Source organism: Escherichia sp. XD33, from assembly GCF_019375075.1.
In the GTDB taxonomy this organism is placed as follows: domain Bacteria; phylum Pseudomonadota; class Gammaproteobacteria; order Enterobacterales; family Enterobacteriaceae; genus Enterobacter; species Enterobacter flexneri_A.
This window is the reverse complement of sequence record NZ_JAENDM010000022.1, coordinates 55,726-80,781: the sequence shown is the minus strand read 5'-3', so window position 1 is coordinate 80,781 and position 25,056 is coordinate 55,726. Positions and strand designations below refer to the sequence as shown.

Below are 25,056 nucleotides of genomic sequence, written 5' to 3'. Positions count from 1 at the left end.
CTCAGCATTTTATTATGGTGATCCCCTGGGCGAAATGCGCCTGGTAAGCAGAGTTTTTGAAATGTAAGGCCTTTGAATAAGACAAAAGGCTGCCTCATCGCTAACTTTGCAACAGTGCCCTTCTATCTCTTGTGTTAATTCAAAAGGGAAAGCTTTTGACGTAAAACTGGAAGCATATGCTGTAAGTGAAAATGACGGAAAAAATGGGATCCGAGGCACGCTTATCAGCCGAAATGGTAACGCAATTGCAGGAGCTGCATTTGCCGGTGGACTTTCTTCACTTGCCGGTAGCTTAAGCCCCAGTAAGGTATCTTCACTTAACATCGACCCTAATTCACAGGCTCAGTATCAGTCCCCTAATTTTGGTGCACTTGGGGCATTAGCCGGGGCTGGTGCAGCTCAAGGTGGCCTTAATCGACTCGTCGATTACTACACCGCAATTGCAGAACAACAGTGGCCAATCGTAGAAATTAGCCCTGGCCGAGCTATTACATTTGTCGTTCAGACCGGAACTACAATTCCAACGAATCTGACCAGTCGCTGAGGTTTAAATGGATAGTTTAGAAAAAAAAGAATCGACTGAATCAGCTGGACCTGAAATCACTAAAAAAATGGTGCGAGAAAGGACAACAAAAAAAATTACCTTCGAAATTGATATTGAAAAAATATTGAAGTATTTATTTTTCTTCGCCTTTGCCGTTTTGGTCATTATTTATGGTTATAAAGGCTTTATGAATGTTTACGATTACTTCAATAAACAATCACAGCCTTCGTACAAGATTGCAGTGCTTGACATGCCTGAATTACGTAAGGAATTTTTCAAGCATCACGGAGGCCGTACTGCTGACAATGATAGAACTCAATTCGAAGAATATTTCAGAACATTAATGAAGATCTACCGTGACCGTGGCTATTTAATTATTGATGCAACGCTTGCCGTTACTGTACCGGATAGTGTTGAAATCGTCACTTATATGGAACTTGAAGATAGCTCTGAAGCGGTACAATCAAGTTCTTATAATGCAAAGAAGTAGAGGGCACCCAATAGTGAAAAAGTTACTTTTCCCTTTAATGGCGGCTTTCGCCATTATGGCGAATACGGTCACTTATGCTTCAGAGCAGGTCCTAACTAATAGTGATGCTGCTGCGTTAATGGCAAAGGCAAAGGAAGGCGGCGTTTCACCCAGTCAGATCTCGGGTGCGTTATCAAAAATGAAAGGATATAAACCTAAGGATGCCATATACATTCCTTCTGGTGGGCTATACCTCTTTCAGGACGAGCGTTCGCAGCTAATGGCAGTAACGACCGATGGCCGATACTCCCTTACTGGGGGAAGCCTTGTTGATGTAATTAAACGTAAACCTGTTCTGACTGTAGAAGAAATCAGAAATTCCTATTTTATTAGTCTTGATGAGGCCCCCTTCCCTCTGGAAACTGTAGCGTCCATTCATCTGGGAAATTCAAAGCTTAAGAGACAAGCAGCCATTTTCTTAACACTTGATTGTGACGGTTGCATGGAACTTGTTAAGAAATTTTATGCAGATCGGGACAAGTATCGGATAGATATTGTTTTAGTTCCCTCACCCGGTGAGCCAAAAGAAGAGCTTAGAAGGCTCTGGTGTAGTAAAGAAAAAGGAAAAATAAACAACCTCGATATTCTTCGTTGGCTAATGGGAAGCAAATCCGACATTGAAAAAAGATTGCTCTCTCAAAAAGAAGCAGAAGAATGTCCGGCGGAACCTTTGGTAGCGTCATTGATGCTCGCAGGAATTTATAAATTGCAGGGTGTACCTTCAGTTGTCAGACAGGATGGTTTGGCTGGTAATGGCATTCCAAAAGATTTCGACTACTGGTTGAACCAAAGCGTTGAACCTCTCTTAAAAAATCCATTTGAGACAAATTAAGGCTAGTTTATGAACATCAAAAGATTGGTACTCAGTGCTCTGGTTGTAGGTACATCCTCATATCTTACGGGGTGCTCCATCGGGAGTTCCGAATCCGAATGTCCAGGCATTGAAAAGGGCGTTATCTGTAAAGGTCCTCGCGAAGTTATGGAGTTAACTAATAATCGAGATGATCTGTCTGCACTTGCGGGGGAAGAGTCGGAATCGGGAAAGGAGAAATCGGCTGTCAATGACAGCCGTTATCCAACTGAAATTAGCCCTCCAGGGGAAGTCAAATATCCACAGTCTACAACCCTTAAAAATCAGCCTGTGGCTTATTCAAAAACCGAAATTAAGCCAGTTGGTCAGTTACCTGTCATGTACGATAAAACTTTAAAAATGGGTGCCCCTACTTCATCCATTGGACCACGGCCTATTTCTGGTGTACCGGTTAATTCAAACGTAAGGATGACTAGCAGTTATAGCACTGCCTCTTCAGCTGGTAACCCTTTCGTTCATCCGGCTGCGGAAGTCGTTAAACAAACAAGCTATCCGGTTTCTGCTGGAAATGCACCACGCTACGTTGCACCTAATTCTGATATCAGCCCTGGCAAGGATATGTACTCTCTTTACAATGGCCAGCCCGTTAACCCTACTCTCAACACTGGGCAGATCCAGCAATACCGTTCGCAAGGTTATAAACAAGCTGTAGTGGCTCCTGAACCACTTGCTGTTCTGCAACAGGGGAAAGTAATGAGAATTACTTTTGCACCTTATACCGATGATAACGATGCGCTTAATCTTCCCGGCTACGTTTATGTCAACGTAAAACCGCAAACATGGATTGCTGGCAAGAATTCGACCTCAAACCCAGCTCGCATAGTTCCTTTAGAAGTACAGGATGCGGCCCGGGAAAATATGCAGCAGCAACAAAAAGCAACTAAAGCTGTCTCTTCGAACGGCATTGTTAGACAACTGTAAGGTCAAATATGGAAGCTATCAATAATTACAATAGCGGTTTAAATCGCCATCAATTAGGTGGGTTTATCCCTGTTTACGATCAATTAGCAGGGACTCACTATTTTTTGATTGATGGCAACAGATTAGGGTTTATGTTTATCTGTAATCCATCACCTGGAGTTTTTGATAATCAGCAAGATGTTCTTGCTGAAATGTTCAAAATGGATTTTCCTACAGATACTGTCTGTCAAATATCTCTGACTGCATTGCCAGACTTGACTTTACAGCTTAGTGCTTGGTCAGCTGTGCGAGGTGGGCGTATGACTGGGAACGATAAGCTTAAAGCAGATCTGCTTAATGGTTATCAGTTGGACTACTACGACAGAAGTATGCATAAGCCTTTAAAACCTGATCATGATAACCTTATGTTGAGGGATTTTCAGGTATGGATCTCGCTATCGATTCCTTTACAGTCTGCCCTTCCTACCGAGCTGGAACATTCGCGTATCGATTCACTTTACTCTGAACTTGTAAGTAAGTTAATTACGATTGGACTGCATCCGTTTAAGGTCGATGCAGAAAACTGGCTCTATTGTATAGATAAGGTCGTAAACCCCGGAAAGAACTCTCGGTGGGCTGAAGGTTTTATAGACGTTAACACTATGAAAAGGCTTAATGAACAAGTTAACGTTCCCGGCCGTAAGTATACAGTCACAGAAAATCATTTCTCATCAGTCACACAAAGTGACGACGAATCTGAGCATCGTTACTTCAAACAACTTTCCGTTGTAAAGTTTCCTGAATACGTCAATTTCGGTTGTATGTATGAGTTAGTAGTTAACTGGATGCATGGACGTAAGACAATTTTCAGCCCATTTATGATCACTCAGACTGTTCAGTTTGCCGATCCGCTCAAGTTGTCAAAAGAAAACGTCCGCTACAAAGCAATCACTAATAAACAGGCAAGTATACCTTCAGTTGTCACATTCTGCCCTCGCCTGCGGGATATGGATAATGACTACATGGCCGTAACTCGCGAGCTTGAGGATGGCGCAAAGCTTTTAAGAGGGTATCTTACTTTCACTGTTATGGGTAGTAATGCCAATTCTGTGCAGACAGCAGCTAACGATCTCAAATCCTTTTACCTCGAAAGCCGGGTCAAAGTAGCAGATGATTCCTTTATCGTTTTCCCGTCATTTATGTCATGTCTGCCAATGTGCAATGACCCAAAGACAATTTTCGACCTTGACCGATCCGAAGTAGTGAGCAACACCGGAGCGGCTCATATGACGCCGATCTTTGGGCCCTGGAAAGGTAATACAGATAGACCAGTACTGAGTTTAGTTTCTCGTGAAGGTCAACTCATGGGACTTGATATTTTCAAGACTTCTGCAAGCTATAACATGGTTATTGGTGCAACGTCAGGTGCAGGCAAGTCATTCTGGACAGCATATCTAATCAATAACTATCTTGGAGCTGGACCGCGATCTAATAACCTCGTTCATTATCGCTCAACATTTAAGCATTTTTTAGAAAACGAATACCCAGATGATGATCCTGATGGTGCTCAAGTTTTTGTAGTGGACGTGGGGCGTTCTTACCAGGGGATTGCGGAACAATATACAAACAGTCAATTTATTGATTTCGGTAAAACCCCTGACTTCACCCTAAATCCCTTTGCCTTCCTAACTGACATCACTGTTAACGACGATGTATTTAACGAAGCACCTGAATTTACCGGTGAATCAACTTCAAACGATGCAGAAAAAGACAAAGTTGCTCAGACCATAATGGTTCTGAATCAGCTAAAAATTATGGCTTCAGAGAAAGGCCTTATCGATGATTATCAACAATCAGTGATGCTTCAGCTTATTGCAGAAGAGTACCAGGAATCCAGAAAATCAGGTCGGACCGGTTCAATAACCGGCTTTGCTCTGCGTTGCAAGAAGCATGAAGACAAACGTATAAAGGATATTGGGGAGCAACTCGGAGCATGGTGCGAAGGTGGAATTTATGGGCACCGGTTTACCGATACGTTGCCTCCAATCAACTTCGACAGCAGATTTATTGTTTTGGAACTGGAGGAGCTAAAAGGCACCCCCCACCTTCAGACAGTTGTTTTAATGTCTATCATTCAGGCTGCTCAGCATGCAATGTTCATCAAAAAAGATGGGCGTCGTCGCTTGTTCATCCTAGATGAAGCTTGGGAGTACATTCGTCCTGATAATTCATCAGGTGCCGGAAATCAATCAAACCAATTCTTCTCTTCCTTCCTCGAAGCGGCATGGCGTAGGTTCAGGAAAACAAACTGCGCTGGCATCTGTATCACACAGTCGTTTGAAGATTATTTTACTTCTTCTGTTGGCCGGGCCCTGACTGCTAACTCGCCTTGGAAGATAATCATGAAACAAGAAAAAGAAAGCATTGAAGCAATGAAGGCTAATAAATATTTTTCTACTTCAGATGCAGAATATGAACGAATGAAAAATATTCGTACAGTCAAAAAGGTGTTTTCAGAGATGTTAGTCAGGTTCGAAAACTTCCAAGAGATCTGTCGGTTATACGTAGACCGGAAAATGGAGCTTTGTTTTACTACGGATAGTGCTGACAGGAGTAAATTATGGGAAATTCAAAGCCGCGAGAATTGTAGCTATGGCGAGGCAATAGAAATTCTCTATGCTCAAGAAGTAGCAGCGGGTTTGGCCGCGTAGAGTAAATATCTTCAAGCAAAAACAATTAAACCAGATGTCTCATAAGAATCTGGTTTTTTATTGTATGCCTTAAGTAAACAAATGAGGTTATGACTTAATGAGTTCATCACTGTGCTGCAAATTTTGGTTTTATAATTAATATGGCTTAAAAACAGTGACATAATTACAAATCGCATTTAGGTTGTGTACGCATTAAGTAAACAAAATTTATAACATCAATACTGACTTTATAAGATGAAATTCACGTAAATTACATTTTTGTTTACCAAAGGTAATCAAAGGAGCGCGGCATTATTAGTGAAAACAGATCACTGGTGTCATATTGCATACAAAACTTAATATCCTTTAATCATTCTTCTAAAAGTTTAATATTAACGCTTTGGTTTATGAAAATTTATCCAATTTGCTCACCGAAGACTTTTAACTTATTTAACCCCCTTTATCGCCAATCTGTGATTTTCTAATGTTAGCCTACAGTTCTAGGGCCCTTGCTCCCATGATGCGAATCCTTCCACCTAATAAAGATTAACGCCTCATTCCTGTATGCCGGTCTTACGACGCCAGTGCACGGACAATTTTTGGTCATCACAAGGCCAGGCGGGAGATTTAATCAGGGCGTGGTGTTCCTTAGCAGCAGCTGCGGCACTGTAAGCCGAAGGCGGAATTAACTCCTTTATCGCCATCTGGGGACGTCATTAGGGGTACCCCTTTTAACTTGCTCAGGACCATTAAGCTAAAATTCCGGATAGTGATTGACGTAAGATTTAGGCTAAGCAGGTAAAGTGATCCCCGCTCCCGGGGTGACCACTTTATACAAAAGGCCGATCGGAAGATTGTCCTTAGGGAAATATTCCTTTAACACAGCACGGGCACTTACTGCCGCTGCCGGATTTAACCCCCTTAATCGCCAAACTGGGGTACTGTCCTGATGCTGGCCTTCAGTTCTGGGCTGGGTGGCTATCACTTCCTCCCATAATGCGAAATGTAACTGCTGATACAGATTAACGTCATATTCCTGCGTGCCGGTCTGCCAACACCAGTGCACGGGCTTTTTTCGGTCATCACATTACCGGGCAGGAGATTTTATCAGGGCGTGGTGTGACTGAGCAGAAGCTGGGGCACTGTCAGCAGCTTGCAGATTTAACCCCCTTAATCGCCAAACTGGGATTCTGGTCTGATATTGACCTTCCGTGCTGGGCGGGGTTCGGTTTGCTAACACTTACTCCCATGATACGAAATGTGCCTGCTGATACAGATTAAAATCACATTACTGCATACCGGTCTGCCGACACCGGTGCATGGGCGATTTCCGACGATCTCAAGAACATATGGGAGATTATATCAGGGAGAGTAGTATGCCTGAGCAGCATCTGAAGGCACTGTCAGCCGCTGTCAGATTTAACCCCCTTAATCGCCAAACTGGTGTTCTGTCCTCATGCAGGCCTTCAGTTCTGAGCTGGGTTGCTATCACTTGCTCCCATAATGCGAAATGTACCTGCTGATACAAATTAACGTCGTATTCCTGTATGCCGGTCTGCCGACACCAGTGCTCGGGCTATTTTCGGTCCTAACAAGACCTGGCGAGAGATTTAATCAGGGCGTGGTGTGACTGAGCAGCAGCTGGGGCACTGTTATCCGCTTGCAGATTTAACCCCCTTAATCGCCACACTGGGGTTCAGTCCTGATAGTGTCCTTCCGTCCTGGGCTCGGTTGCTAACACTTGCTCCCATTGCGCCTGCTGATACAGATTAAAGTCACATTACTGCATACCGATCTGCCGACTCCGGTGCATGGCTTTTTCCGATAATCACAAGGACGGACGGGTGATTTTATCGTTGCATAGTATGTCTGAGCAGCATCAGAAGGCTCTGTCAGCCACTGGCAGATTTAACCCCCTTAATCTCCAAACTGGGATCAGTCCTGATAGTGTCCTTCCGTCCTGGGCAGGGTTGCTAACACTTGCTCCCATGATACGAAATGCGCCAGCTGATACAGATTAACGTCTCATTACTCCATGCCGGTCTGCCGAAACTGGTGCATAGCTTTTTTCGATATTCGCATGAACAGACGCTTGATTTTTTCAGGTTGTAATATACCTGAGCAGCATCTGAAGGCACTTTCAGTCGCTGTCAGATTTAACCCCCTTAATCGCCAATCTGGGATTTTCTGATGTTAACCTACAGTTCAAGGCCCTTGCTCCCATGATGCGAACCTTGCAACCTGATAAAGATTTAAGCTTCATTCCTGTATGCCGGTCTTACGACTCTAGTGCACGGGGACTATTTTCGGTCATAATAAGACCTGGCGGGAGATTTAATCAGGCGTGGTGTGACTGAGCAGAAGCTGGGGCACTGTCAGCCGCTGGCAGATTAAAACCCTTTATTCGCCATCTCAAGACGTCATTATGGGTAGTCCTTTTAACTTTCTAAGGACCATTAAGCTTAAACTCCGTTTAGAGAATGACGTAAGATTTAGGCTAAGCAGGTTAAGTGATCCCCGCTCCCGGGTTGAACACTTTATTCATCGTACGAGCGAAAGATTGTCCTTCGGGAAATATTTCTTATACACCGCTCGGGCACTTACAGCCACTGGCGGATTTAACCCCCTTAATCGCCAAACTGGGGTACTGTCCTGATGCTGGCCTTCAGTTCTGGGCTGGGTGGCTATCACTTGCTCCCCTAATGCGAAATGTGTCTGTTAATACAGATTAACGTCATTTTCCTGCGTGCCGGTCTGCCGACACCAGTGCACGGCCTTTTTTCGGTCATTACATTACCGGGCAGGAGATTTTATCAGGGCGTGGTGTTACTGAGCAGGAGCTGGGGCACTATCAGCAGCTTGCATATTTAACTCCCTTAATCGCCAAACTGGTGTTCTGTCCTCATGCTGGCCTTCAGTTCTGGGCTGGGTTGCTATCTCTTGCTCCCATAATGCGAAATGTATCTGCTGATACAGATTAACGTCATATTCCTGTATGCCGGTCTGCCGACACCAGTGCTTGGGCTATTTTCGGTCATAACAAGACCTGGCGAGAGATTTACTCAGGGCGTGGTGTGACTGAGCAGCAGCTGGGGCACTGTCATCCGCTTGCAAATTTAACCCCCTTAATCGCCAAACTTGGGTTTTGTCCTGATGCTGGCCTTCCGTTCTGGGCGGGGTTGCTATCACTTGCTCCCATCATGCGAAAAGTGCCTGCTGATACAGATTAACGTCATATTCCTTCATGCCGGTCTGCCAACACAAATGCACGGGCTTTTTTCGGTCCTTACAATACCGGGCAGGAGATTTAATCAGGGCGTGGTGTGACTGAGCAGCAGCTAGGACACTGTCAGCCGCTGGCAGATTTAACCCCCTTAATCGCCACACTGGGGTTGCCTCCTGAAGTTGGGTTTCAGTTCTGGGCTAGGTTGCTAACTCTGCTCCCATAATTCGTAGTGGGCCTACTCAAGAGATTAACACCTCATATCTTTAGACTGGACTGACGACAACGATTCACAGTTAGGAAACGTAAATCAGCACACCGGTGAGATAGATTTTAGGGTCTAAGCAAGAAATAGGGTAGGCGTGAAGATTCATTAATGGAGCTCATAACGTCAAAGCGTAGAGAAGTCGACAAGAATCGTGGTTTAAAAAGAATGAGCATTAGGTATGGACTAGAGAGTCTGAGCTCTCATCTGCAAGTTAAGCTCACAAAAAATCATAAAAAAGTAAACAAACATTAGCTTAGGATTGAAACAAAGGATAGAATTGTACGTATAACAATGAAATGGACGCATTATGCGTAAAGTTTACATATATGCGTAAAAGTCGGTTTTCAGTGCAAAAAGGTCATAACCATGAATTTACTTGAAAAGATCGCCCTCGTTGGTCAGCGCATGAAAAGCGAGCAGATTTCTCTTAAGGAATCTCTGATGGCTTCATCAAGAGTATCTGTTTCTGATGATAGTGTTGATGGTGTTGATAGACTGATCTACAACCACTGTTTAAATAAAAAAAATCTCTCTGATTTTTTTGGGAAGTCACGAGTAACGTTCAATAAAATACTTTCGGACTTAGAAGAAAAAGAAGTTGTTGGTGCACCTATTTATCAAAACAAAAATCATCTTTACACCCGCTGGGATGTTCAAAAAATAATGGATGCCCTGGGTTATCCCAAGTACCGCGATCATTACTTTAGCAGAGCTATTGTTACTCAGAATCATAAAGGCGGTACAGGGAAAAGCACTACATCTGTAGCTTTAGCAGTAGCAGCTGCTTTAGATCTACAACTGAATGCACGTGTATTAATGATCGAATGGGACCCACAAGGTTCGATTGGAAGCAGCATGATTCAAAGTGTCTCAGAAGATGATGTCTTCCTTACAGCAATTGATGCAATCCTTGGAATTTATGAAGAAAATTCTGAGTATAAAAAATATTTAGATTCAGGATTCTCTGAAGAAGAAATCATCACTAATATGCCTTTTTCAACGCATCTGCCAAACTTGGACGTGATAACGGCATTTCCGACAGATGCTCGTTTTAAAGATAAATACTGGCAATGTTCTAGAGAAGAACGAACGTCTTTGTTACTACGTTTCAAGGAAGTTATCTTACCGGTACTGAAGCAGAACTATGATTTGATTATTATAGACACTCCACCTGAAGATTCACCTTTGATCTGGGCTGCTGACGAAGCGGCCGATGGGATTCTTGTCGCAGTGTCACCACGTGAATATGATTACGCCTCTACTACAGACTTCATGCTTACAATAAGTGAAAGGTTTAAACAATCACCAAGTAAGGGCGATAATTTAAAATGGTTCAAAGTTCTTGCTGTCAATGTTGATGACAAAAGTCCATATGAAAGAATAGTTTTGGATAAATTAATCAGAACTGTTCAGGACCTTTTGATGTCCGCTAACATAAAAAATTCTGAAGCATTTAAGGCAGCTGCTTCCAAAGGGCGTACAGTGCTTGATATCAAAAAATCAGAGGAACTTTGTTCCGCAAAGCAACTTGATGTCGCAGAAGAATCTGTATTACAGGTATATCAACAATTTATAAATGAAATAAAAAGTTTTTCAGCTAAGCAAGGAGTTAACGCATGAGCGATGAGCAACATATCGGGAATGATAAATCTCGATATTTAAACGCACCAAAGCGGACAGAAGTCGGTCACCGTTCAGGTCTTGCGGGTTTGAAAACAGCACCTCGCATAAAAAAGTTATTCACTCTTCATAAGGGCCGAAGACTTGAAGCGGAACATGTGATTGTTCCAGCCCAGAGAGTGGAGAAGGAGACCTTAGTCCATCCAGCAAACCCACGAAATCAAGAAGCCCTTACAGATTATTCTGTTAGAGATATTCTTAAGCAGATTGAAGAAAGAGGGGTCGATACCGAAGGGATCGCTGTAAAAAGAGATGGGGTTTATTTATTAATAGAAGGAAGTCGCAGACGTTTCTGCTGTATAAAGGCAGAAAAGGATCTCCCCCTGTGGGTACTACCGGATGAACTAACCGAAGATGATATAAATTCAATTATATCCGCAGCACAAACATCTCGAAAATTTTCATATAGAGAAGTTGGGTTTCAATTTATCAAGAAAATGGAAGAAAAGGGATTTTCTACTAATGAAGAACTCGCAGCATATCTTGGGATTAGTCATGTATCGGTAGCCAAAAGAATCCAGGCGGCACGTATTGACGAAACATTGATCTCTTTATTCCCGGATTATGAAGGAATACCGAACTCCTATTATAGTCGCTTGTCTCGTTTACAGAAATATGTGCAAAAAAATCTATTTCCTTTAGATGAAGTAATAGATAATGTTAAAGAGGAAACAAAAGATTTAGACATTGGAGATCTCCAAGTTGCCCAAAAAGTTGTAATGGAGAAAATCACACAATCTGTGGAAAGTGTTTGTGAAAAATCTTATTCCACAAAATGGGAAACAAGTGATCTTATTACTTTTGATAACAAAGATAAGTATGCAAGAATCAGTAAAAACAATACTGGAAGAAAAATTCGCATTGAATTCAATAGGATAAGTGCGGGTTTTATTAAGGAGCTAGAGGAGTTCATAAAAGAAAAATTAAAAGTATCAGAATAAATATTGAACTGCATCTTTATGATGCAGTTCATATGATTTATATTTTTAATTTCTTGTTATATTAATATGGGGTGTGCGCAGGTTCAGACATATAAGGTCTTAGTTCTATATGAACAGAAGCGCCATTCCCATCATTTACTACGTTTAAAGGTGCTTTGCCCGGCAATGACATAGTTGCAACGTCAGGTCCAGAAACAGCAAAATTATTTTCTGCTGAAGGCATTACTGTAAAAATCTTTATAGCAACATTTTCATGTCTAAATAAAGAAATCCCAAAAGTAGAACCAGCTTCGGTATTGCTCACGTCCACAACCACAGGGGTTTTTCCTAGATATTCATTAGTTAGTATGTTTTTTACTAATGCCCCTTCCGGGACAGTATAGATACGGTATGGATATGCTAAAACTGAGTGACAAAAACATAATAAAATAACAATTAATGTTTTTTTCATAGATTATCCTCATTCAAAAATAAAAGATATAACTCTTGAAAATCGTGGTTATTAATTAGGTCCGCTTTTCCGGGAAAATCGTAACTAACAGAAAATAAAAGAGAAAGAGAATCTTTTCCTTTTGCTTTGGGAGAGATTCTGCTAAAAGCACGGTTAATAAACATAAGTTGATCTTCATTGTTGAAGCAAAGTCCAAGCATTCCAACCGTAGGAACTACGAATGTGCTTACGCTGCCTGGGGGCAAAAGTTGCTTACTACGGGCATTGTAAGCACAACGACTACCACCTAGCGTTAGGCCTGAAAGCTCAATAAAACTTCTGGTTCCATTCTTGGCGACAAGCCAAACATCAGTTCCTGAACTTTCGACACGTAAAGTAACTTTTCCGTCAGTAAAGGCCTCACTTTTATTGTATAGAATAGGGTCAAAACCAACTATCGGGAGTTCTTCGATTTTACTTTCTACTGACTGACAACCAGTCAGTAATGCAAACAATAAAAGTGTGATAACTTTAATCATCCCGCTTCCTTAGATTGTTTTTGGCGCTGGTTATAAAAGATAATGATTCACCGGGGTAGAGAATTGTTTCTTTCGTCCAATAACGATAACCACCGAGGATATCTTTTCTTTTCTCAATATAAACCGGTTCAGAAAATTCTAAATGTTGATATTTCGGAAGAGATAAGATTTTATATTTTACTTGTCCAACTAAGAGGTAATTCTTCTCTTTAGGATTGATGGTTACTGAATTACCAACACTTTGAGGTATGTTAAGTTTTTTTATATTTAGATCAGAATCGTCAGGAACGGACACTTGATCATTAGATGTCTTTCCGGGAAGAGTAAACCCTTTACCCTGATCCGGTCCAAAGATGGCAATTACATCTTTGTTGTTTCTTGTGATCGAAACGATAGCCTGAAGGGGCGTATTAGCAAGGTCATTTATAAACGATATAGTTATACTTGATTTAGGCTCGACCCAAATAATGCTTTTTCCGGATGTGCCTTCGCTTAATGCAATTTTTTCATTTAGTAAGATTTTATTTTTGGCAATGATATTATACTCAAGTTTCGGTATCACCATAAAAAGTGATTCTTTATTTGAAACATTCATGATTTCTAAGAAATTGGTTTTGGTCATGCTGGTCTTTAGAACAGGCCTATATTTACCATTTATAAACCACCTTCCGTTTATAAGCTCCGCTTTAGCAGATATAAGTGAATCACTTTTCTGAGCGGCAGAAGAAAAAGCATCTTTTCTTTGCTCTTTCTCTTGATGTGGTGCAGCTGCTGCGTGAAGATGCAAAAGTAATGTTGAAATTGAGATAATCTTCCATTTTATCTTCATCTTGTTACCTCAATGTTGTTTTCAATCGAATCGAGTTCTAACGGATAGGTTTTAAGTGAATAAAACTTGTTTGTTGTTTGTATTAGCTGATGACACAATAAAACTGGATTGTTCTTCATGATTATTTCTACTAATGTAAGTGCTGGTGAGTCAGTTGGCGGTATACCCGGAGCAACTATTACCTGGTCTTCTAATTTTGACATATAGAGTGATCCAGTATTTATATGTAAACAATTACCGATCAGTACTGGAAGATTGTTTTGAGTACGACCATGGGCTTTTCGAATGCTGTTTACAGGATTCCTACCTAGGACCATAAGGTTGACGTCATTTATCATCATTGGTATTACGGCATGGTCCATACCGAATAGAAACTGGCTCTGAAAAATATTCACATTGGCATAGTTGAATGCTTGAAGCGCATTATAAGTATCAGTGAATGATGTGCGGATAGGGGCGTAATCAGAAGGGCAAACCCCAATTTTTATATCGCCTTTGAGTAAAATCTGCATCATCGTACCAAGCTGGGTATTAAGAAGTTTTTTTACCTCTTCCTCTAAATAGTAACGATTTACAGCTTTATGCCACTTTCCGCCCATTACACACCATCTCTCATTGAGGTATGTGCTGGGGTAAAATGTTCTCCGGTCTTTGTTTAATGGTAACAATTTTTTTAACATTTCTTCTCCGGCTCCGGCAGCTGAGAAATGCCTCACAAAACGTCCATCGAAAAAGCCACTGTTTATCGCCTTCATCAACTCTATGGGTTCCGGCCCATAGTCAAACAAATTTCCAGTAGAGAAAATTACTATCTCTTCTTCTGGCTTTGTAACTGATTGAATCAAGTTGCACAGCGCAGAGTAATGTCCATGAGGATCTGCCAGAAAGAAAATCCTTCCCGAGAAGTTTGTAAGGTCTATAGTTTGGACGTGCTCAGCTGCCATAAATTCCTCTACGTATGTTTACATCGATGATACGGTATTTCGAGCTATGATTTTTTTACATAAAGGCGTCATTTTGGATTCTAAGCCTAAGGACCTTTGTTACTTACTGGTAAAGGCTCCAGTCCTGGCTCTCAAACAGTTCATACTTAGGATGCAAAGTAACTTTCTGATTATAATTGGCTCCTTTATAAACATGTTTACTTCATGAATACAGGATATTTAACGGTAATGTATTTAAAATGGAAGGATGCTGAAATAACATAGAGTTACGTATTTTTTTAATAGTGTTGATGTTGATAATAGGTCACCATTAATGTATAAAGTTAATATCTAATATGGTCCTATTAATAAAAGAGAGTTTTTATGGCTGAACTATTAAAATCTGAAAGTCCTGTTTCACAATCATTGCAGGATATCACTGAAGCTTTAAAAATCGTTGTCGATGATGGAAGTAAAGCTGCAAAACTGGTTTGTCTTAATGAAAGAAACGAATTAGTTCCCTTGCTCACACAAAATAGTTTTGTTCCAGATTTCCGTGTTCGCCATGAGGGTCTCAATCCTTTTAACTATCTTATTGATGGGCTGGAAAGGTTTTCGCATCACAGCGAATCTAGTAACTCACTGGAATCGACTGATGTATCTCACCAATACGATGAAATTAGCCGGTTAAATGTTCACCATGCACTTCATGCTTCTGGTTTAGTTCCTCAGGATGTTCACCTCTTTGTTACTTTACCTCTTAGCCAGTTCTATACTGCTTTAGGGGAAACGAATATTGAAAATATTCAGAGAAAAAAAGATAACCTGATGAAACCAGTTGAGCGTTATCTTGACGGTAAACGCTATTCTTTCAACGTTTTGTCTGTGACTGTTTTCCCTGAATCTTTACCAGCTGTGACCCGGGCAGATGAAATTGAGGATATTGCTTCATTTGAATCAAGTTTGGTAATTGATCTTGGTGGTACTACTCTTGATGTTGCAAGTATTACTGGGCAATTAGAACAGATTTCGAAAGTAAAAGGTTTTGACCGTATTGGTTGTTCTATTGTTTACGATGAGATCAGCAGGTATCTTGAATCTGAGAAACTGAATACGAGTAATGCTTACATTCATCATCTTGTTGATAATCGTCATGATAAATCAGCTTTGAAGGTTGCAGAGGACAAGCGTGACGGTGTTTTTGATGCGGTAAACTCTGCGGTACAGAAGTTGCAAAGTAAAGTAATCAGAGCGGTTACACAAGTCGAAGAGAGGCCTCATAATGTTTTCCTTGTTGGGGGAGGTTCATATCTCATCGAAACAGCTATTCGTAAACATTTTGAAACGGCTAAAGTTATCATGGTAGACAATCCGCAGTTCGCATTATCTTTGGCAATTGCTGATACTATTTATTCAGAATAATGAGCTAGAACATGGCTAAAAACCCTATCTCAAATAAGGCAGATAACGACCGGATTCAGATCCGGTCTTTCTGGATATCCGAAAGAAAAGCACCCTATGTTTATAGTTTCTTGAAAAAAACAGAACTTTCTCATAGGGGTGACCAACTGGATTTAATTAGGTCGGCTATTAGTACCGGGTTGGTATTGAATAATTTATTTCCTGACTTGGCAAATTTTATAAATGGTTTAAACGAAAGATTAACACTTGCAGATCTTAATAGGTTTCTGAATGATGGAAATACTATAGATACTGAACCTAAGCCTCCTATTAATGTATTGCTAGAGAATGTCTTAGATCAAAAGTTTAAGGAGTATTTAACACCTCTACAATTAGATAATTCAAAGCAGGATTCTGTTTCTGTAAAAGAAACCTTCCTTGTACAAAAGGAACATGCCTGCTTTGGTGTGAAGATTGAAAATGAGGGAAGCGATACCTCTATACCATCTGAAAGCCCACTTTCTTCAGATGCATCCAAAATTTCAAAAGAAAAGTCCATTTCCGCTGTGGTGCCAGTGCTAGAAAAAGTATCGGATGAAAATCAAACCGCCTCCATAAGCATAAAATCTAAAGCTAAGGCAAACAAGCGACTGGCAACTTTGGCAAGATAGGTGAGAGACAGTACAATCGACTTCTGAGTTCCAACTTGTCTTACCAGGAAAGCCAGCATACTTGCTGGCCTTTTTTTTGTTATAATAATTTCAGGCTTCACCTGGGTATGTAAAATTACTGTTAATGAAACGGTATTTTAGGTTAATTTGGGTGCTGTTACAGGAAGTGCGGATTTTTCCTAAATTTGTAAAAAACCTAAGAATTATCTTAATAAATCTGGTACTTAATTATTATTTTACTTATAAAGTCTCTGTGCTTTAATGGTTATGTAAGGATTTTTTGATACCCTTATACCCGATGGACCTAAGGTCACTGACAACGATGTTCATGTAGAATCTTCGTTTCTGTAATCCCTTTTGTTCTTGTCCCAAATGTTTGATTATTATAATAAAGGCTGATCGAATGCTATCTCGCAACTCACTAATACATGGTTTACGCCGAGACCAGTTAATCGGAGTTCTGACTATTTCAGAGTTTCCGGTAGTTATGGTAGAAAGCCACTTCATTCAGTCTGAGGTTATGGGAATAAAACCCGTAATTTTTAATATTGATGAGCTTCTTGTTTCTATATCCCCAATTTCCTCTCTTAAGTTCGATTGGGAGTGGGCCCCAGTTGATACAATACTCATTGAAGTTATCATTCCACCTGTAGAGTCAGACCTTGTAAGTGCAGAAAATGACTTCCTCCGTGATTCTGGTATCGGCCATATCCAGTGCGAGCCTGGCGGAGCATCAATACGACGTACAGTTACCTTCGTTGGTGGAATAACCGCTGATAACTTACTGTATCAGTTGAGGCTTATGTGCGTAAGTGCGTTAAAACTTTTAGGAGAGGAACTGGGGGATGAAGTCTAAGATTAGATATGTTTTATCTGGTTTTGTTGTGATATGTGCATTTGCTGGAGTTTATAAAATCCTAAACAATGTTCCGGTTAAACCTGACCTTTTGGACTTCACTGGAAACACATTTAAAAAGACATCACTCTTCCTGCCATGTGATAAAAGCTCGCCTTCTTTAAACATTAAAATTGCTGATAACGAGAAAATCGTGATCAACGGCATCGCTTCAAAAGTAACTTTTGTTGAAAAGGCTGACCCCGTCAAAAGCCCTGGTTTTTGTGATGATCTTGATCTAAACAATTCTCGCCTTGTACATACGGCATCTTACAGCATGGTGATTTCTGAAACCAAAACAGGATATACACTCTCAAATTTCAAGCATCTTGCCGATGATGAATCATTAGGTGGTATGTGGTTTTATCAAAAGTGACTTTTTATATGGCAACTTCAGACTTCTCTCTTAAAAACCATAATGTAAAAGCTTTTGGTCAGGATGCAGCACTTGTCATTGAGATGAACAATGAAGATGTTAGCTCATCAAAACCTTCACCTTTTTCAAATGAGATTGATAATTATTATCTTACATTGCACGTCGCTCCGAGGAACGCCAAAAAAGATTATGACTGGGGCTCAAACCGTTCTGTACTTCTAAAATTGTCGACGAATGAAGTTATGCAGATGGCATCTGTATTTCTTAGAATCATGCATACTTTAAAAATTGATAAGAGGAAAACCTCACATCATGGCCACGTCGTATACAAAAATATAAGCGTTACCCCAAACGAGAGGGGCGGTTTGTTGTTATCAGCAGGGATAGTTCCAGTCGATAAAGACGGCTTAAAACCCTTCATGCACATGGTCCCCGTCTCACAAATGGACTGCGTTAAAATTGGCCTCTACATACTTGGATATCTTGCTCAAAAAACGCCTTGGGTAAGCTCCGAGTCTATAATTACCGCGCTTCGCTTATCTGAAGCCAAGAATTCAAAATAGCGTATTAACATACGGAATACATGGAAAAATACAGGTTTTTTTAAATGTTATACGAACGGATATTTCTGTTTTTCATCGTAAAGTGAGTTTAATTTTGCTCAGAAAAACAGGTATTCGTCATGAGAAAATCAGGTTTAGGTTTAGCCCTGTTGTTTTCTTTAATTGCTCCGATTAAAGCGGTCTACGCCGAAGCGATTATGATTTCAGGAAAGCTACAGGCTGATTTGCCAGCCGTATCCTTTGACCCGGGGCCGGGCGACTTTGTTGCATACGTTAATTCTAACACTATCACTGCCTCAGGTGCAGGCACAGCCTGTAATGTAACGGTTGATGATCGAGCGACTTCCTCTGTTGATAACCTCGTTTGTTTTTTTGAGTGGTTACCCAATACCTTGGGATTTACTTCTAACGGTTTCACTCTTTCAGGCGTTCCCAACACCACCGGTGATTTAAAACTACCTTACAAGATTTCTTACTTCTCTGGTTCTGAACGGAAAAAAGTTGAAATAGTAAAAGGTGAATATTCAATCAAAAGTGTGGCACCGGTAAAACCTACTATCACCGGTCTTAAATCATCCCTGAACGGATTAGTCTATGACGGCTTTTCTTTCAAATCGTATTTAAAGGATGAAGCGATCAAAGATATCGCTGTTTCTGTTGAGCCCCGCAATTATATTCAATACATCTCAATAGGTTCAGGCTCCGCCTGTGAAGTTCCTATTGGCGGAACTTCCTGTACCATTGAAGTTGGAAGCATTAAGGCCAGTGATACAGATGAACTTTTGGGTTCACGTGATATCACAATTACAGCAAACTCTAAGAATAATTATTTCGCACCTCCTGAATCCAAAAAGCTTGTTGTTAACTGGGATTATCGGCCTCCTGTAGTAGACCATACACTTTGGAATTTTACCGATGAGGCTAAAACAATCAAAGTAGGTGGCCAGGACATCTATACCGGAGCCAAAACCGTTGCTGTGGCCGTTAAGGTACCCCAGCAAGAAACAGAAGGTGAATGGTGGCTCCCAACAGCTATGTCGCTCACTATGACTCCGGATGGCGTGTTTAAACCGACGACTAAAGTGACTTTAGATGATGGCACTGAGATTGATTTCAAACAGTCCTGGGCAACCCCTTTACGTAGAACTTTACAGCCGGTAAGTGGACCTCAAAAAGTCGGTGATGAGTACCTCTATATCTTCGACTTAACGGATCTTATAAACGGGTCCTACGCAGCGACTTTTACAGTAGAAAATACGAGCAAAAACTCTTCTACGTACACTGAGCCTGAAAGCAAACTGATGCTGTCTGATAACCCAACGCTTATGGTTCTCAAAGATGGGCAGGTATTAACTAAACGAGCACCCGTATACTTCCTGAACGAGATTATCGTTGCAGCTTTCCAGGGGCAGGCTGGGGTTGCTGACATAAAATCAGTAACAATAGACAACAAAGTAGTTTCGTTAACACCTACAAATTATAGAGGTATTTACTACCTGCCGGTTGGAGACGATTTAGCAGTTAATTCGGATCACGAGATTACTGTGGTGGCTGAAAACCTTTATGGAAAAAACGTTAATTTCAGTACCGTTTTCACTTATCAACCTACTGGATTCACTCTCAAGAATCTGGAAAAAAACGTAACTCTTTACTCGCGTGTACGTCAGTATACGGACCTGCTTAGTCAAACAGCTGGTGATAAATGCACTCTGTTTACCACAGAGGAAAATGCGAATGCTTACCTCGCCTGGTATGGGGAAAAATCAGATGTTACAGCATGCTACCCTCAGTGGAACAATGTCCCTGATGGGTTGGAGTTCTATTTTAAAGGACGTACCCCGGGTCTAACTGGATTCTTTAATAAAACAGGTGAGAATCTGCTCGACTATCAAGTCTATATGATTAACGGGAAGGGCTCTAAAGCGGTATCCGCAAGGAATCGCCGTACTCTGACCACACAATTACCATACAACCCGATCATCTCTTACAAAAAGAATAAAGTCATAGCTGGCATCAATCCGAACACTGCTCTGGCTTATACGACCGGGGGGGAGGCCGCTCGAATATTAGCGAAGGTGGTACCAGCTGACGTTACGATGATCGTCTCTCAAAACGGCTCTGAGGCTGTCAAAACGTCATTTAAAAATCGTTCCTCAAACAACGATGCAACGACCTTTGTACAAAGGGTTAAGGTTGCTGCTGCACCATTGTGGACAAAGAACGTCTTTGACATAGCTGTAGAATACTCAAAGGATCCAGAATTAAGAACTACAGACACACTCAACGTATATACGGTGCCTGATTTCAATATTCGAGCATCGATGGAAGTGGATGACAGAAAAACAGCCACATCTCTTGAAGTGCCCTTAAAGGTAACAGTGGGGCGTTATAACAACTCCACACGTAAAAGTGCATTTGACCGTAAAACAATGGGAGAATGGGACGTCACGATATACTCGCAAAAAAGTGTATACGGCAAAGATCCAGAAACAGGCCGTTATAAAACTACATACGAAAGAACTGCGCTGACTGAAGCATTGCCGGTCAATGATGCGGGCATTGTCGAAACCAAGATTAAAATTGAAAATATGGATCTGGGTAATATGCGTCTGGTTGGTGTGGCTAAGGTCAGATCGCCATTCTCTGATTTTGAAATGAAACGTGAGACCAGTGCTGTAGGCATTCGAATCTATAAAGGTGAGGAACTGGAGGGTAACCTGTCGAAAAGCCTTATTATCGGAAGGATCCCACTTAGTACTCTGGTAAGCTTCAAATCTGCCAGTACTGCTAACTCTGACGCACTTGCCCCCACCGAATGGCAGCAGTCCTCTGATAATGGTCAAACCTGGAATATGCTTTCCGACATGACCGGAAAGAGAAGTGTAAGTATCAAAAAGACAGAAGTAGGAAAGTGGCTTTATAGGGCAAAAATGACCAATAAATTCACATCTAAGGTTTCCTACACAGATGCCTTAACGGTAGTTACCTACAAGCAGCCTAAGCTCAGTATAGATGTGACAGACATTCTTCAGGGCTCAGATGTACCTGTAACCCTGCTTGATAACGATGAGCCTATACCAGCAGGCACCGCTGAGGTTCTCTGGTCAGAGGATAAAGTCAACTGGGTGCAGGGAGATACAACTTACACTGTGGCTTCAGCTGATACCCTACCGTCTACGATTTATGCCCGGATGCGTTACCTTGATTCCGATGAACTGGCAGAGGAGTCTTCATGGAAGGAAACGTCTGCTCGGTTGGCAGCCGCAAAACCCAAGCGCCTTTCTGTCTCGGTAACGGGGGTTTCTAAGGTAGAGGTTGGTCAAAAAGTTACTTTGGAAGGTAAGTTCACGAACCCTAACAGTAAGTACCAGAATGGTAATAACGTAGTTGAAGAATGGAAAACACCGGATGGCCAGACATTTAAAGGCTCTACACTGTCTGTTACCCTTACTGAGCAAATGTTGGATAAACAGGGATATGCTGCTTTTGAATACAGTGCATGGTTAGCGGACAATAAGGTGAATACGGTTTCTACCCGTAGAGTTTCTGTCAAATCGTGGGTTTATAAATTCCCCGAAATGAAAATAAGCTCCAAACTTAAATACGACATGGCACCGACCACCCTACGCGTTGCGTTGAGCGGTATTAAGGATGGAGACTATCCTGGTGTTACTTATTCCCGAGAATGGATTTACGACAAAGAGAATCTGGTAATCACTAAAGATGAAGGTGACACCAAAGAATTTACAATTGAAAATCCTGGCAAATATACATTGATGGTTGTTTTCAAAGATAACCGCAACAATGAACAGCGTATCGAAAATACCTTTGTTGTCGATGAACAAACGCCAATGAACGTTGAGATGACACCCAAGTTCTCTAACAAATATATGAGAGCTCCACTCGATGTAACCTTAAGGTCAAACATCAAGCTATCTCATTCGGCGGACTCGATAGATACGGTCACATACAAGGTGAACGGTGAGGTAATACCCAGCGGCAAAAATTATTGGGCTCAACTGATTTCGGGTTTAAAAGAAAAGAAATACGAGATCACAATTGATGTTGTTAGTAAACTTGGACAGAGAGGTTCAGCATCTGTTGAGTTTGATGTCGTTAAAAACGCAGTGCCTAATTGTACATTGAGCTACACGGAAACCAACCTAAGCTGGAGCTTTACCAATAAATGTGATGATACTGATGGAAAAATGGTTAGATATGAATGGTTCATCAACGGCGAATTAAGGAACGTTTTCGGTAGTACGGCTACACTTTCTAAAAACCTTAACCGTGGTAAGCAGGACATAAAAGTAATTGCTTATGATGATAGTGGAGACTTTGCAACGCAGCACGTGACAGTTTTCGGACCGGCTGAAGAGGCAAGTAAGTCTGAAAACACTGTATCAATACCAAGCAGTGAGTAATAAATTTTTAAATATAAAGCCGGGACATTTTGTCCCGGCTTTTTTATGCCCAACAATTGGACCTTTGAAAAATTAATACCGGAAAGTAACTTTGCTACAAAGGTATCTTTCATGGCCGCTAACAAGGCTGCGTCTACATGCTGAGAAATTAACATCCTTATAGGTTAATATTAGGTTAGTTTGCAGACTTCCGAGCGTTGAAAAACATGGATAATAGTTACTTGGATAGAGGTGTATCTACTTAGTAAAAATATTCTTCAGTGCTAGTGAGAAAAATATGAGCGACTACATACCTAAAAAGAGAGGGCTGCTTATACTGGATTGGTATGTCCCCATTAATATTTTATTGCTGATTCTCGTTATGTGTGTCTTTTTCACCCGTTATACATTTGGATACGGTTTATTGAATGGGTGCCTGCCTGCTGATTTTTATATGATTGATCATTCGGATAAAACTATTAAAACTGGTGAACTCATAGCTTTCAACATGCCGAAATCGGTTCGTTTTATCCCAGAAAATGAACGAGTCATAAAAATTGTTGCCGGTGTGGGCGGTGACAAACTCAAAGTAACAATGGATGGGGTTTATAACGGGGACAAATTTTTTGAAGCTAATGCACGTCGTATTTCAAAGAAATACAGTATTCCGTCCATTTTGATTGAAAAAGAATTGATAATTCCTGAAGGCGAAGTTTTCCTAATTGGGCAAACCGATCACTCATGGGATTCCCGTTTTTGGGGAACAGTAAAGCTGAATTCAGTAATTGGGAAAACATATGCGATCTTTTAATGTAAATAAAAAATATTTACCAATACTTCCTGGACTTGCGTTATGTGCAGTTTTAAGTAATACAAATGCAAGCACTGAGTATCAACATGATGCTGACCTAATCGCTCAGCAAGCAAAAGGGCTTGGCGCTCAGGCTAAAGGTGCACAGCAGCCAGATGGGGCTCTTAGCCTTGATGCTACGCTAAATTCACCAGATGTGCAGAAGTACATTGCGCAATCTGAAGCACTCAAAAAAAACCAGGACCTGAGCAGGCAAACAAACCGTGGTTACGTGCCCGGTATGAATGCGGATAGTGTTCAAGCAGTTATAGACCATACCCAGGCTATAAGGGCCCAAAGTAATAACTCTGATGCTGTCAACGATATAATTAGAAGACGTGATGAAATTCAGGAAAACGCCAGCCTTAATGAAGCGGCTCTGAAAGCTGTGGAAAATAAGCCGGAAGTCATGCGAGGACAATCTAAAAATATCGAAAAATTGTTTGGTTCCTCGGGCATCACAGCTGCTGACTTCGAAAGAAAAATGGATAGCACACGTGAAGAAGCACTATCAACTGAAAATGGTATAACGATCTTTGCTTCATTTAGCTTACCGGATTATGTACTGGAAGACCTTTTACGTACGGCCTCAGAGCATAAAGCTCGTGTAGTTTTCAATGGTCTAAAGAAAGGAACTACTCGGCTACCAGAGACACAGGCAGCAATAAACCAAATGATTGTCAAAGGAAAATTTGAATCTCCTTTGATTACAATTGATCCTGATAGCTTCAGTCAGTATCAAGTAACTCAAGTACCGACAATTATTTCTCGGGAGCAAGCTCGTTTTGCAAAAATGGTAGGGTCCTTCAACGTTGAGTTTTTTCAGCGAGAACTTGCTAAAAAACCCGATCAGGACATTTTTCCTGTTGCTGGTACGATTTATCCCGTTGAAGAAAAGAGCATCATTAAAGAACTGGAAGAACGCGCACAAAAATATGACTGGGAAGGTGCAAAAAAAAGGGCCGTTGCGGACACCTGGAAAAATCAATGGATGGTCGATCTCCCTCCTGCCCAGGAACACAAAGAATTTTTAATTGACCCTACAGTGAGGGTCACTCAGGACGTAAAAGATAAGCAGGGCCGTGTAATAGCTTCCGCCGGGGAGTTGATTAATCCACTTTCGAGATTTCCTCAAAACCTGACGATGATAATTTTCGATCCACTCAATCCGGGCCAGCTGGTATGGGCTGAGCAGCAGTATCGACAACGTCTGGGTAGTGGAAAAGTAATGCCAATGTTTACCCGTATCCAAAAAGATAATGGATGGGATCACCTAAATGATTTACGTGAAAAATTTAACGGTAAGGTGTTTAAAGTAAACGAACAGATTATCTCACGCTTTCAGATTAAAAATACACCTGCGCTTATAACTACTGACCAAGATAAATTCCGGATCACCCTGTTTAGCGAGGCAGAAGTCCGTGGAATCGGAGCCCCAAATCTTTCAGAGGAAAAATAATATGAAACTCGGATTTATTATAGGCGCTCTCTTTGCAACATGGCTGACGCTAAATTATCCGGACCAGATGA

General features: G+C 41.2%; 18 protein-coding genes and 1 pseudogene. 15 read left to right on the top strand and 4 right to left on the bottom strand.

Features of this window, described 5'->3' with window-relative positions; all coding sequences use genetic code 11:
* Positions 1-118: 118 nt before the first annotated feature.
* From trhB to K0778_RS14545, 7 genes and pseudogenes are all read left to right on the top strand, one after another.
* Positions 119-544, top strand: a pseudogene (trhB, locus tag K0778_RS14575) (IncHI-type conjugal transfer protein TrhB); the annotation flags it as partial.
* A gap of 7 nt (positions 545-551) precedes the next feature.
* Positions 552-1,034 carry a hypothetical protein gene (locus tag K0778_RS14570; protein ID WP_000377633.1) on the top strand — a complete coding sequence of 161 codons (483 nt, stop codon included), beginning with the start codon at positions 552-554 and terminating at the stop codon, positions 1,032-1,034.
* 118 nt (positions 1,035-1,152) lie between these two features.
* Positions 1,153-1,905, top strand: coding sequence for a protein-disulfide isomerase HtdT (gene htdT / locus K0778_RS14565; protein WP_183079335.1), 753 nt, complete (start codon positions 1,153-1,155; stop codon positions 1,903-1,905).
* A 9-nt stretch (positions 1,906-1,914) separates the two neighbouring features.
* Positions 1,915-2,865, top strand: a complete 951-nt coding sequence (trhV, locus tag K0778_RS14560) for an IncHI-type conjugal transfer lipoprotein TrhV (protein ID WP_001022587.1) — start codon at positions 1,915-1,917, stop codon at positions 2,863-2,865.
* Positions 2,866-2,873: 8 nt separating this feature from the next.
* Positions 2,874-5,555: a TraC family protein gene (locus tag K0778_RS14555; protein WP_000387412.1), complete on the top strand. Its 2,682-nt coding sequence runs from the start codon at positions 2,874-2,876 to the stop codon at positions 5,553-5,555.
* A 3,836-nt stretch (positions 5,556-9,391) separates the two neighbouring features.
* On the top strand, positions 9,392-10,645 hold the full coding sequence (locus K0778_RS14550; protein WP_032084678.1) for a ParA family protein: 1,254 nt from the start codon (positions 9,392-9,394) through the stop codon (positions 10,643-10,645).
* Entirely contained in the window at positions 10,642-11,646 is a 1,005-nt protein-coding gene (locus K0778_RS14545) for a ParB family protein (RefSeq protein WP_032192066.1), read from the top strand. Before K0778_RS14550 ends, K0778_RS14545 begins: the two co-directional genes overlap by 4 nt.
* A gap of 61 nt (positions 11,647-11,707) precedes the next feature.
* Here the strand turns inward: K0778_RS14545 and K0778_RS14540 are convergent, their stop codons facing one another.
* The 4 genes from K0778_RS14540 to K0778_RS14525 are packed head-to-tail and all read right to left on the bottom strand — an operon-like array spanning position 11,708 to position 14,388.
* Positions 11,708-12,097 carry a hypothetical protein gene (locus K0778_RS14540; RefSeq protein ID WP_001572421.1) on the bottom strand — a complete coding sequence of 130 codons (390 nt, stop codon included), beginning with the start codon at positions 12,095-12,097 and terminating at the stop codon, positions 11,708-11,710.
* Positions 12,094-12,615: a hypothetical protein gene (locus tag K0778_RS14535; protein ID WP_071653549.1), complete on the bottom strand. Its 522-nt coding sequence runs from the start codon at positions 12,613-12,615 to the stop codon at positions 12,094-12,096. Before K0778_RS14535 ends, K0778_RS14540 begins: the two co-directional genes overlap by 4 nt.
* Entirely contained in the window at positions 12,608-13,444 is an 837-nt protein-coding gene (locus K0778_RS14530) for a hypothetical protein (RefSeq protein ID WP_042634275.1), read from the bottom strand. The genes K0778_RS14535 and K0778_RS14530 overlap by 8 nt, the downstream gene beginning before the upstream one ends.
* On the bottom strand, positions 13,441-14,388 hold the full coding sequence (locus tag K0778_RS14525; protein WP_000718594.1) for a metallophosphoesterase: 948 nt from the start codon (positions 14,386-14,388) through the stop codon (positions 13,441-13,443). Before K0778_RS14525 ends, K0778_RS14530 begins: the two co-directional genes overlap by 4 nt.
* A 363-nt stretch (positions 14,389-14,751) precedes the next feature.
* On the opposite strand from K0778_RS14525, the gene parM reads away from it, so the two are divergent.
* The 8 genes from parM (at position 14,752) to K0778_RS14485 (ending at position 24,985) form a co-directional block, all read left to right on the top strand.
* The gene (parM, locus tag K0778_RS14520; RefSeq protein WP_000818955.1) at positions 14,752-15,789 is read left to right on the top strand and encodes a plasmid segregation protein ParM domain-containing protein; all 1,038 of its coding nucleotides are present in this window, start codon (positions 14,752-14,754) and stop codon (positions 15,787-15,789) included.
* 11 nt (positions 15,790-15,800) lie between these two features.
* Complete coding sequence (locus tag K0778_RS14515; protein WP_001107537.1) at positions 15,801-16,439, top strand: hypothetical protein; 639 nt, start codon at positions 15,801-15,803, stop codon at positions 16,437-16,439.
* Between the two features lie 403 nt (positions 16,440-16,842).
* On the top strand, positions 16,843-17,295 hold the full coding sequence (gene hdtA / locus K0778_RS14510; RefSeq protein ID WP_000952689.1) for a H transfer determinant A: 453 nt from the start codon (positions 16,843-16,845) through the stop codon (positions 17,293-17,295).
* The gene (locus K0778_RS14505) at positions 17,285-17,710 is read left to right on the top strand and encodes a hypothetical protein (RefSeq protein ID WP_000836980.1); all 426 of its coding nucleotides are present in this window, start codon (positions 17,285-17,287) and stop codon (positions 17,708-17,710) included. Before hdtA ends, K0778_RS14505 begins: the two co-directional genes overlap by 11 nt.
* 8 nt (positions 17,711-17,718) lie before the next feature.
* Positions 17,719-18,273, top strand: a complete 555-nt coding sequence (locus K0778_RS14500) for a hypothetical protein (RefSeq protein ID WP_000235777.1) — start codon at positions 17,719-17,721, stop codon at positions 18,271-18,273.
* Positions 18,274-18,392: 119 nt separating this feature from the next.
* Positions 18,393-22,697: an IncHI-type conjugal transfer protein RSP gene (gene rsp, locus K0778_RS14495; protein ID WP_072756792.1), complete on the top strand. Its 4,305-nt coding sequence runs from the start codon at positions 18,393-18,395 to the stop codon at positions 22,695-22,697.
* A gap of 277 nt (positions 22,698-22,974) precedes the next feature.
* Positions 22,975-23,487 (top strand): IncHI-type conjugal transfer protein TrhF, encoded by a 513-nt coding sequence (gene trhF / locus K0778_RS14490; RefSeq protein ID WP_001286759.1) that lies wholly within the window; start codon positions 22,975-22,977, stop codon positions 23,485-23,487.
* Positions 23,474-24,985: a TrbC family F-type conjugative pilus assembly protein gene (locus tag K0778_RS14485; RefSeq protein WP_072756793.1), complete on the top strand. Its 1,512-nt coding sequence runs from the start codon at positions 23,474-23,476 to the stop codon at positions 24,983-24,985. Before trhF ends, K0778_RS14485 begins: the two co-directional genes overlap by 14 nt.
* The last annotated feature ends 71 nt before the right edge of the window (positions 24,986-25,056 follow it).

What these genes read in the sequence shown, in the direction of transcription:
- K0778_RS14570 (WP_000377633.1), top strand. Translation starts at nt 552, where the DNA reads ATGGATAGTTTAGAAAAAAAAGAATCGACTGAATCAGCTGGACCTGAA.
- K0778_RS14540 (WP_001572421.1), bottom strand. Translation starts at nt 12,097, where the DNA reads ATGAAAAAAACATTAATTGTTATTTTATTATGTTTTTGTCACTCAGTT.
- K0778_RS14500 (WP_000235777.1), top strand. Translation starts at nt 17,719, where the DNA reads ATGGCAACTTCAGACTTCTCTCTTAAAAACCATAATGTAAAAGCTTTT.
- rsp (WP_072756792.1), top strand. Translation starts at nt 18,393, where the DNA reads ATGAGAAAATCAGGTTTAGGTTTAGCCCTGTTGTTTTCTTTAATTGCT.
- K0778_RS14525 (WP_000718594.1), bottom strand. Translation starts at nt 14,388, where the DNA reads ATGGCAGCTGAGCACGTCCAAACTATAGACCTTACAAACTTCTCGGGA.
- K0778_RS14485 (WP_072756793.1), top strand. Translation starts at nt 23,474, where the DNA reads ATGCGATCTTTTAATGTAAATAAAAAATATTTACCAATACTTCCTGGA.
- K0778_RS14515 (WP_001107537.1), top strand. Translation starts at nt 15,801, where the DNA reads ATGGCTAAAAACCCTATCTCAAATAAGGCAGATAACGACCGGATTCAG.
- trhV (WP_001022587.1), top strand. Translation starts at nt 1,915, where the DNA reads ATGAACATCAAAAGATTGGTACTCAGTGCTCTGGTTGTAGGTACATCC.
- K0778_RS14550 (WP_032084678.1), top strand. Translation starts at nt 9,392, where the DNA reads ATGAATTTACTTGAAAAGATCGCCCTCGTTGGTCAGCGCATGAAAAGC.
- parM (WP_000818955.1), top strand. Translation starts at nt 14,752, where the DNA reads ATGGCTGAACTATTAAAATCTGAAAGTCCTGTTTCACAATCATTGCAG.
- K0778_RS14535 (WP_071653549.1), bottom strand. Translation starts at nt 12,615, where the DNA reads ATGATTAAAGTTATCACACTTTTATTGTTTGCATTACTGACTGGTTGT.
- htdT (WP_183079335.1), top strand. Translation starts at nt 1,153, where the DNA reads ATGGCAAAGGCAAAGGAAGGCGGCGTTTCACCCAGTCAGATCTCGGGT.
- K0778_RS14505 (WP_000836980.1), top strand. Translation starts at nt 17,285, where the DNA reads ATGAAGTCTAAGATTAGATATGTTTTATCTGGTTTTGTTGTGATATGT.
- trhF (WP_001286759.1), top strand. Translation starts at nt 22,975, where the DNA reads ATGAGCGACTACATACCTAAAAAGAGAGGGCTGCTTATACTGGATTGG.
- K0778_RS14545 (WP_032192066.1), top strand. Translation starts at nt 10,642, where the DNA reads ATGAGCGATGAGCAACATATCGGGAATGATAAATCTCGATATTTAAAC.
- hdtA (WP_000952689.1), top strand. Translation starts at nt 16,843, where the DNA reads ATGCTATCTCGCAACTCACTAATACATGGTTTACGCCGAGACCAGTTA.
- K0778_RS14555 (WP_000387412.1), top strand. Translation starts at nt 2,874, where the DNA reads ATGGAAGCTATCAATAATTACAATAGCGGTTTAAATCGCCATCAATTA.
- K0778_RS14530 (WP_042634275.1), bottom strand. Translation starts at nt 13,444, where the DNA reads ATGAAGATAAAATGGAAGATTATCTCAATTTCAACATTACTTTTGCAT.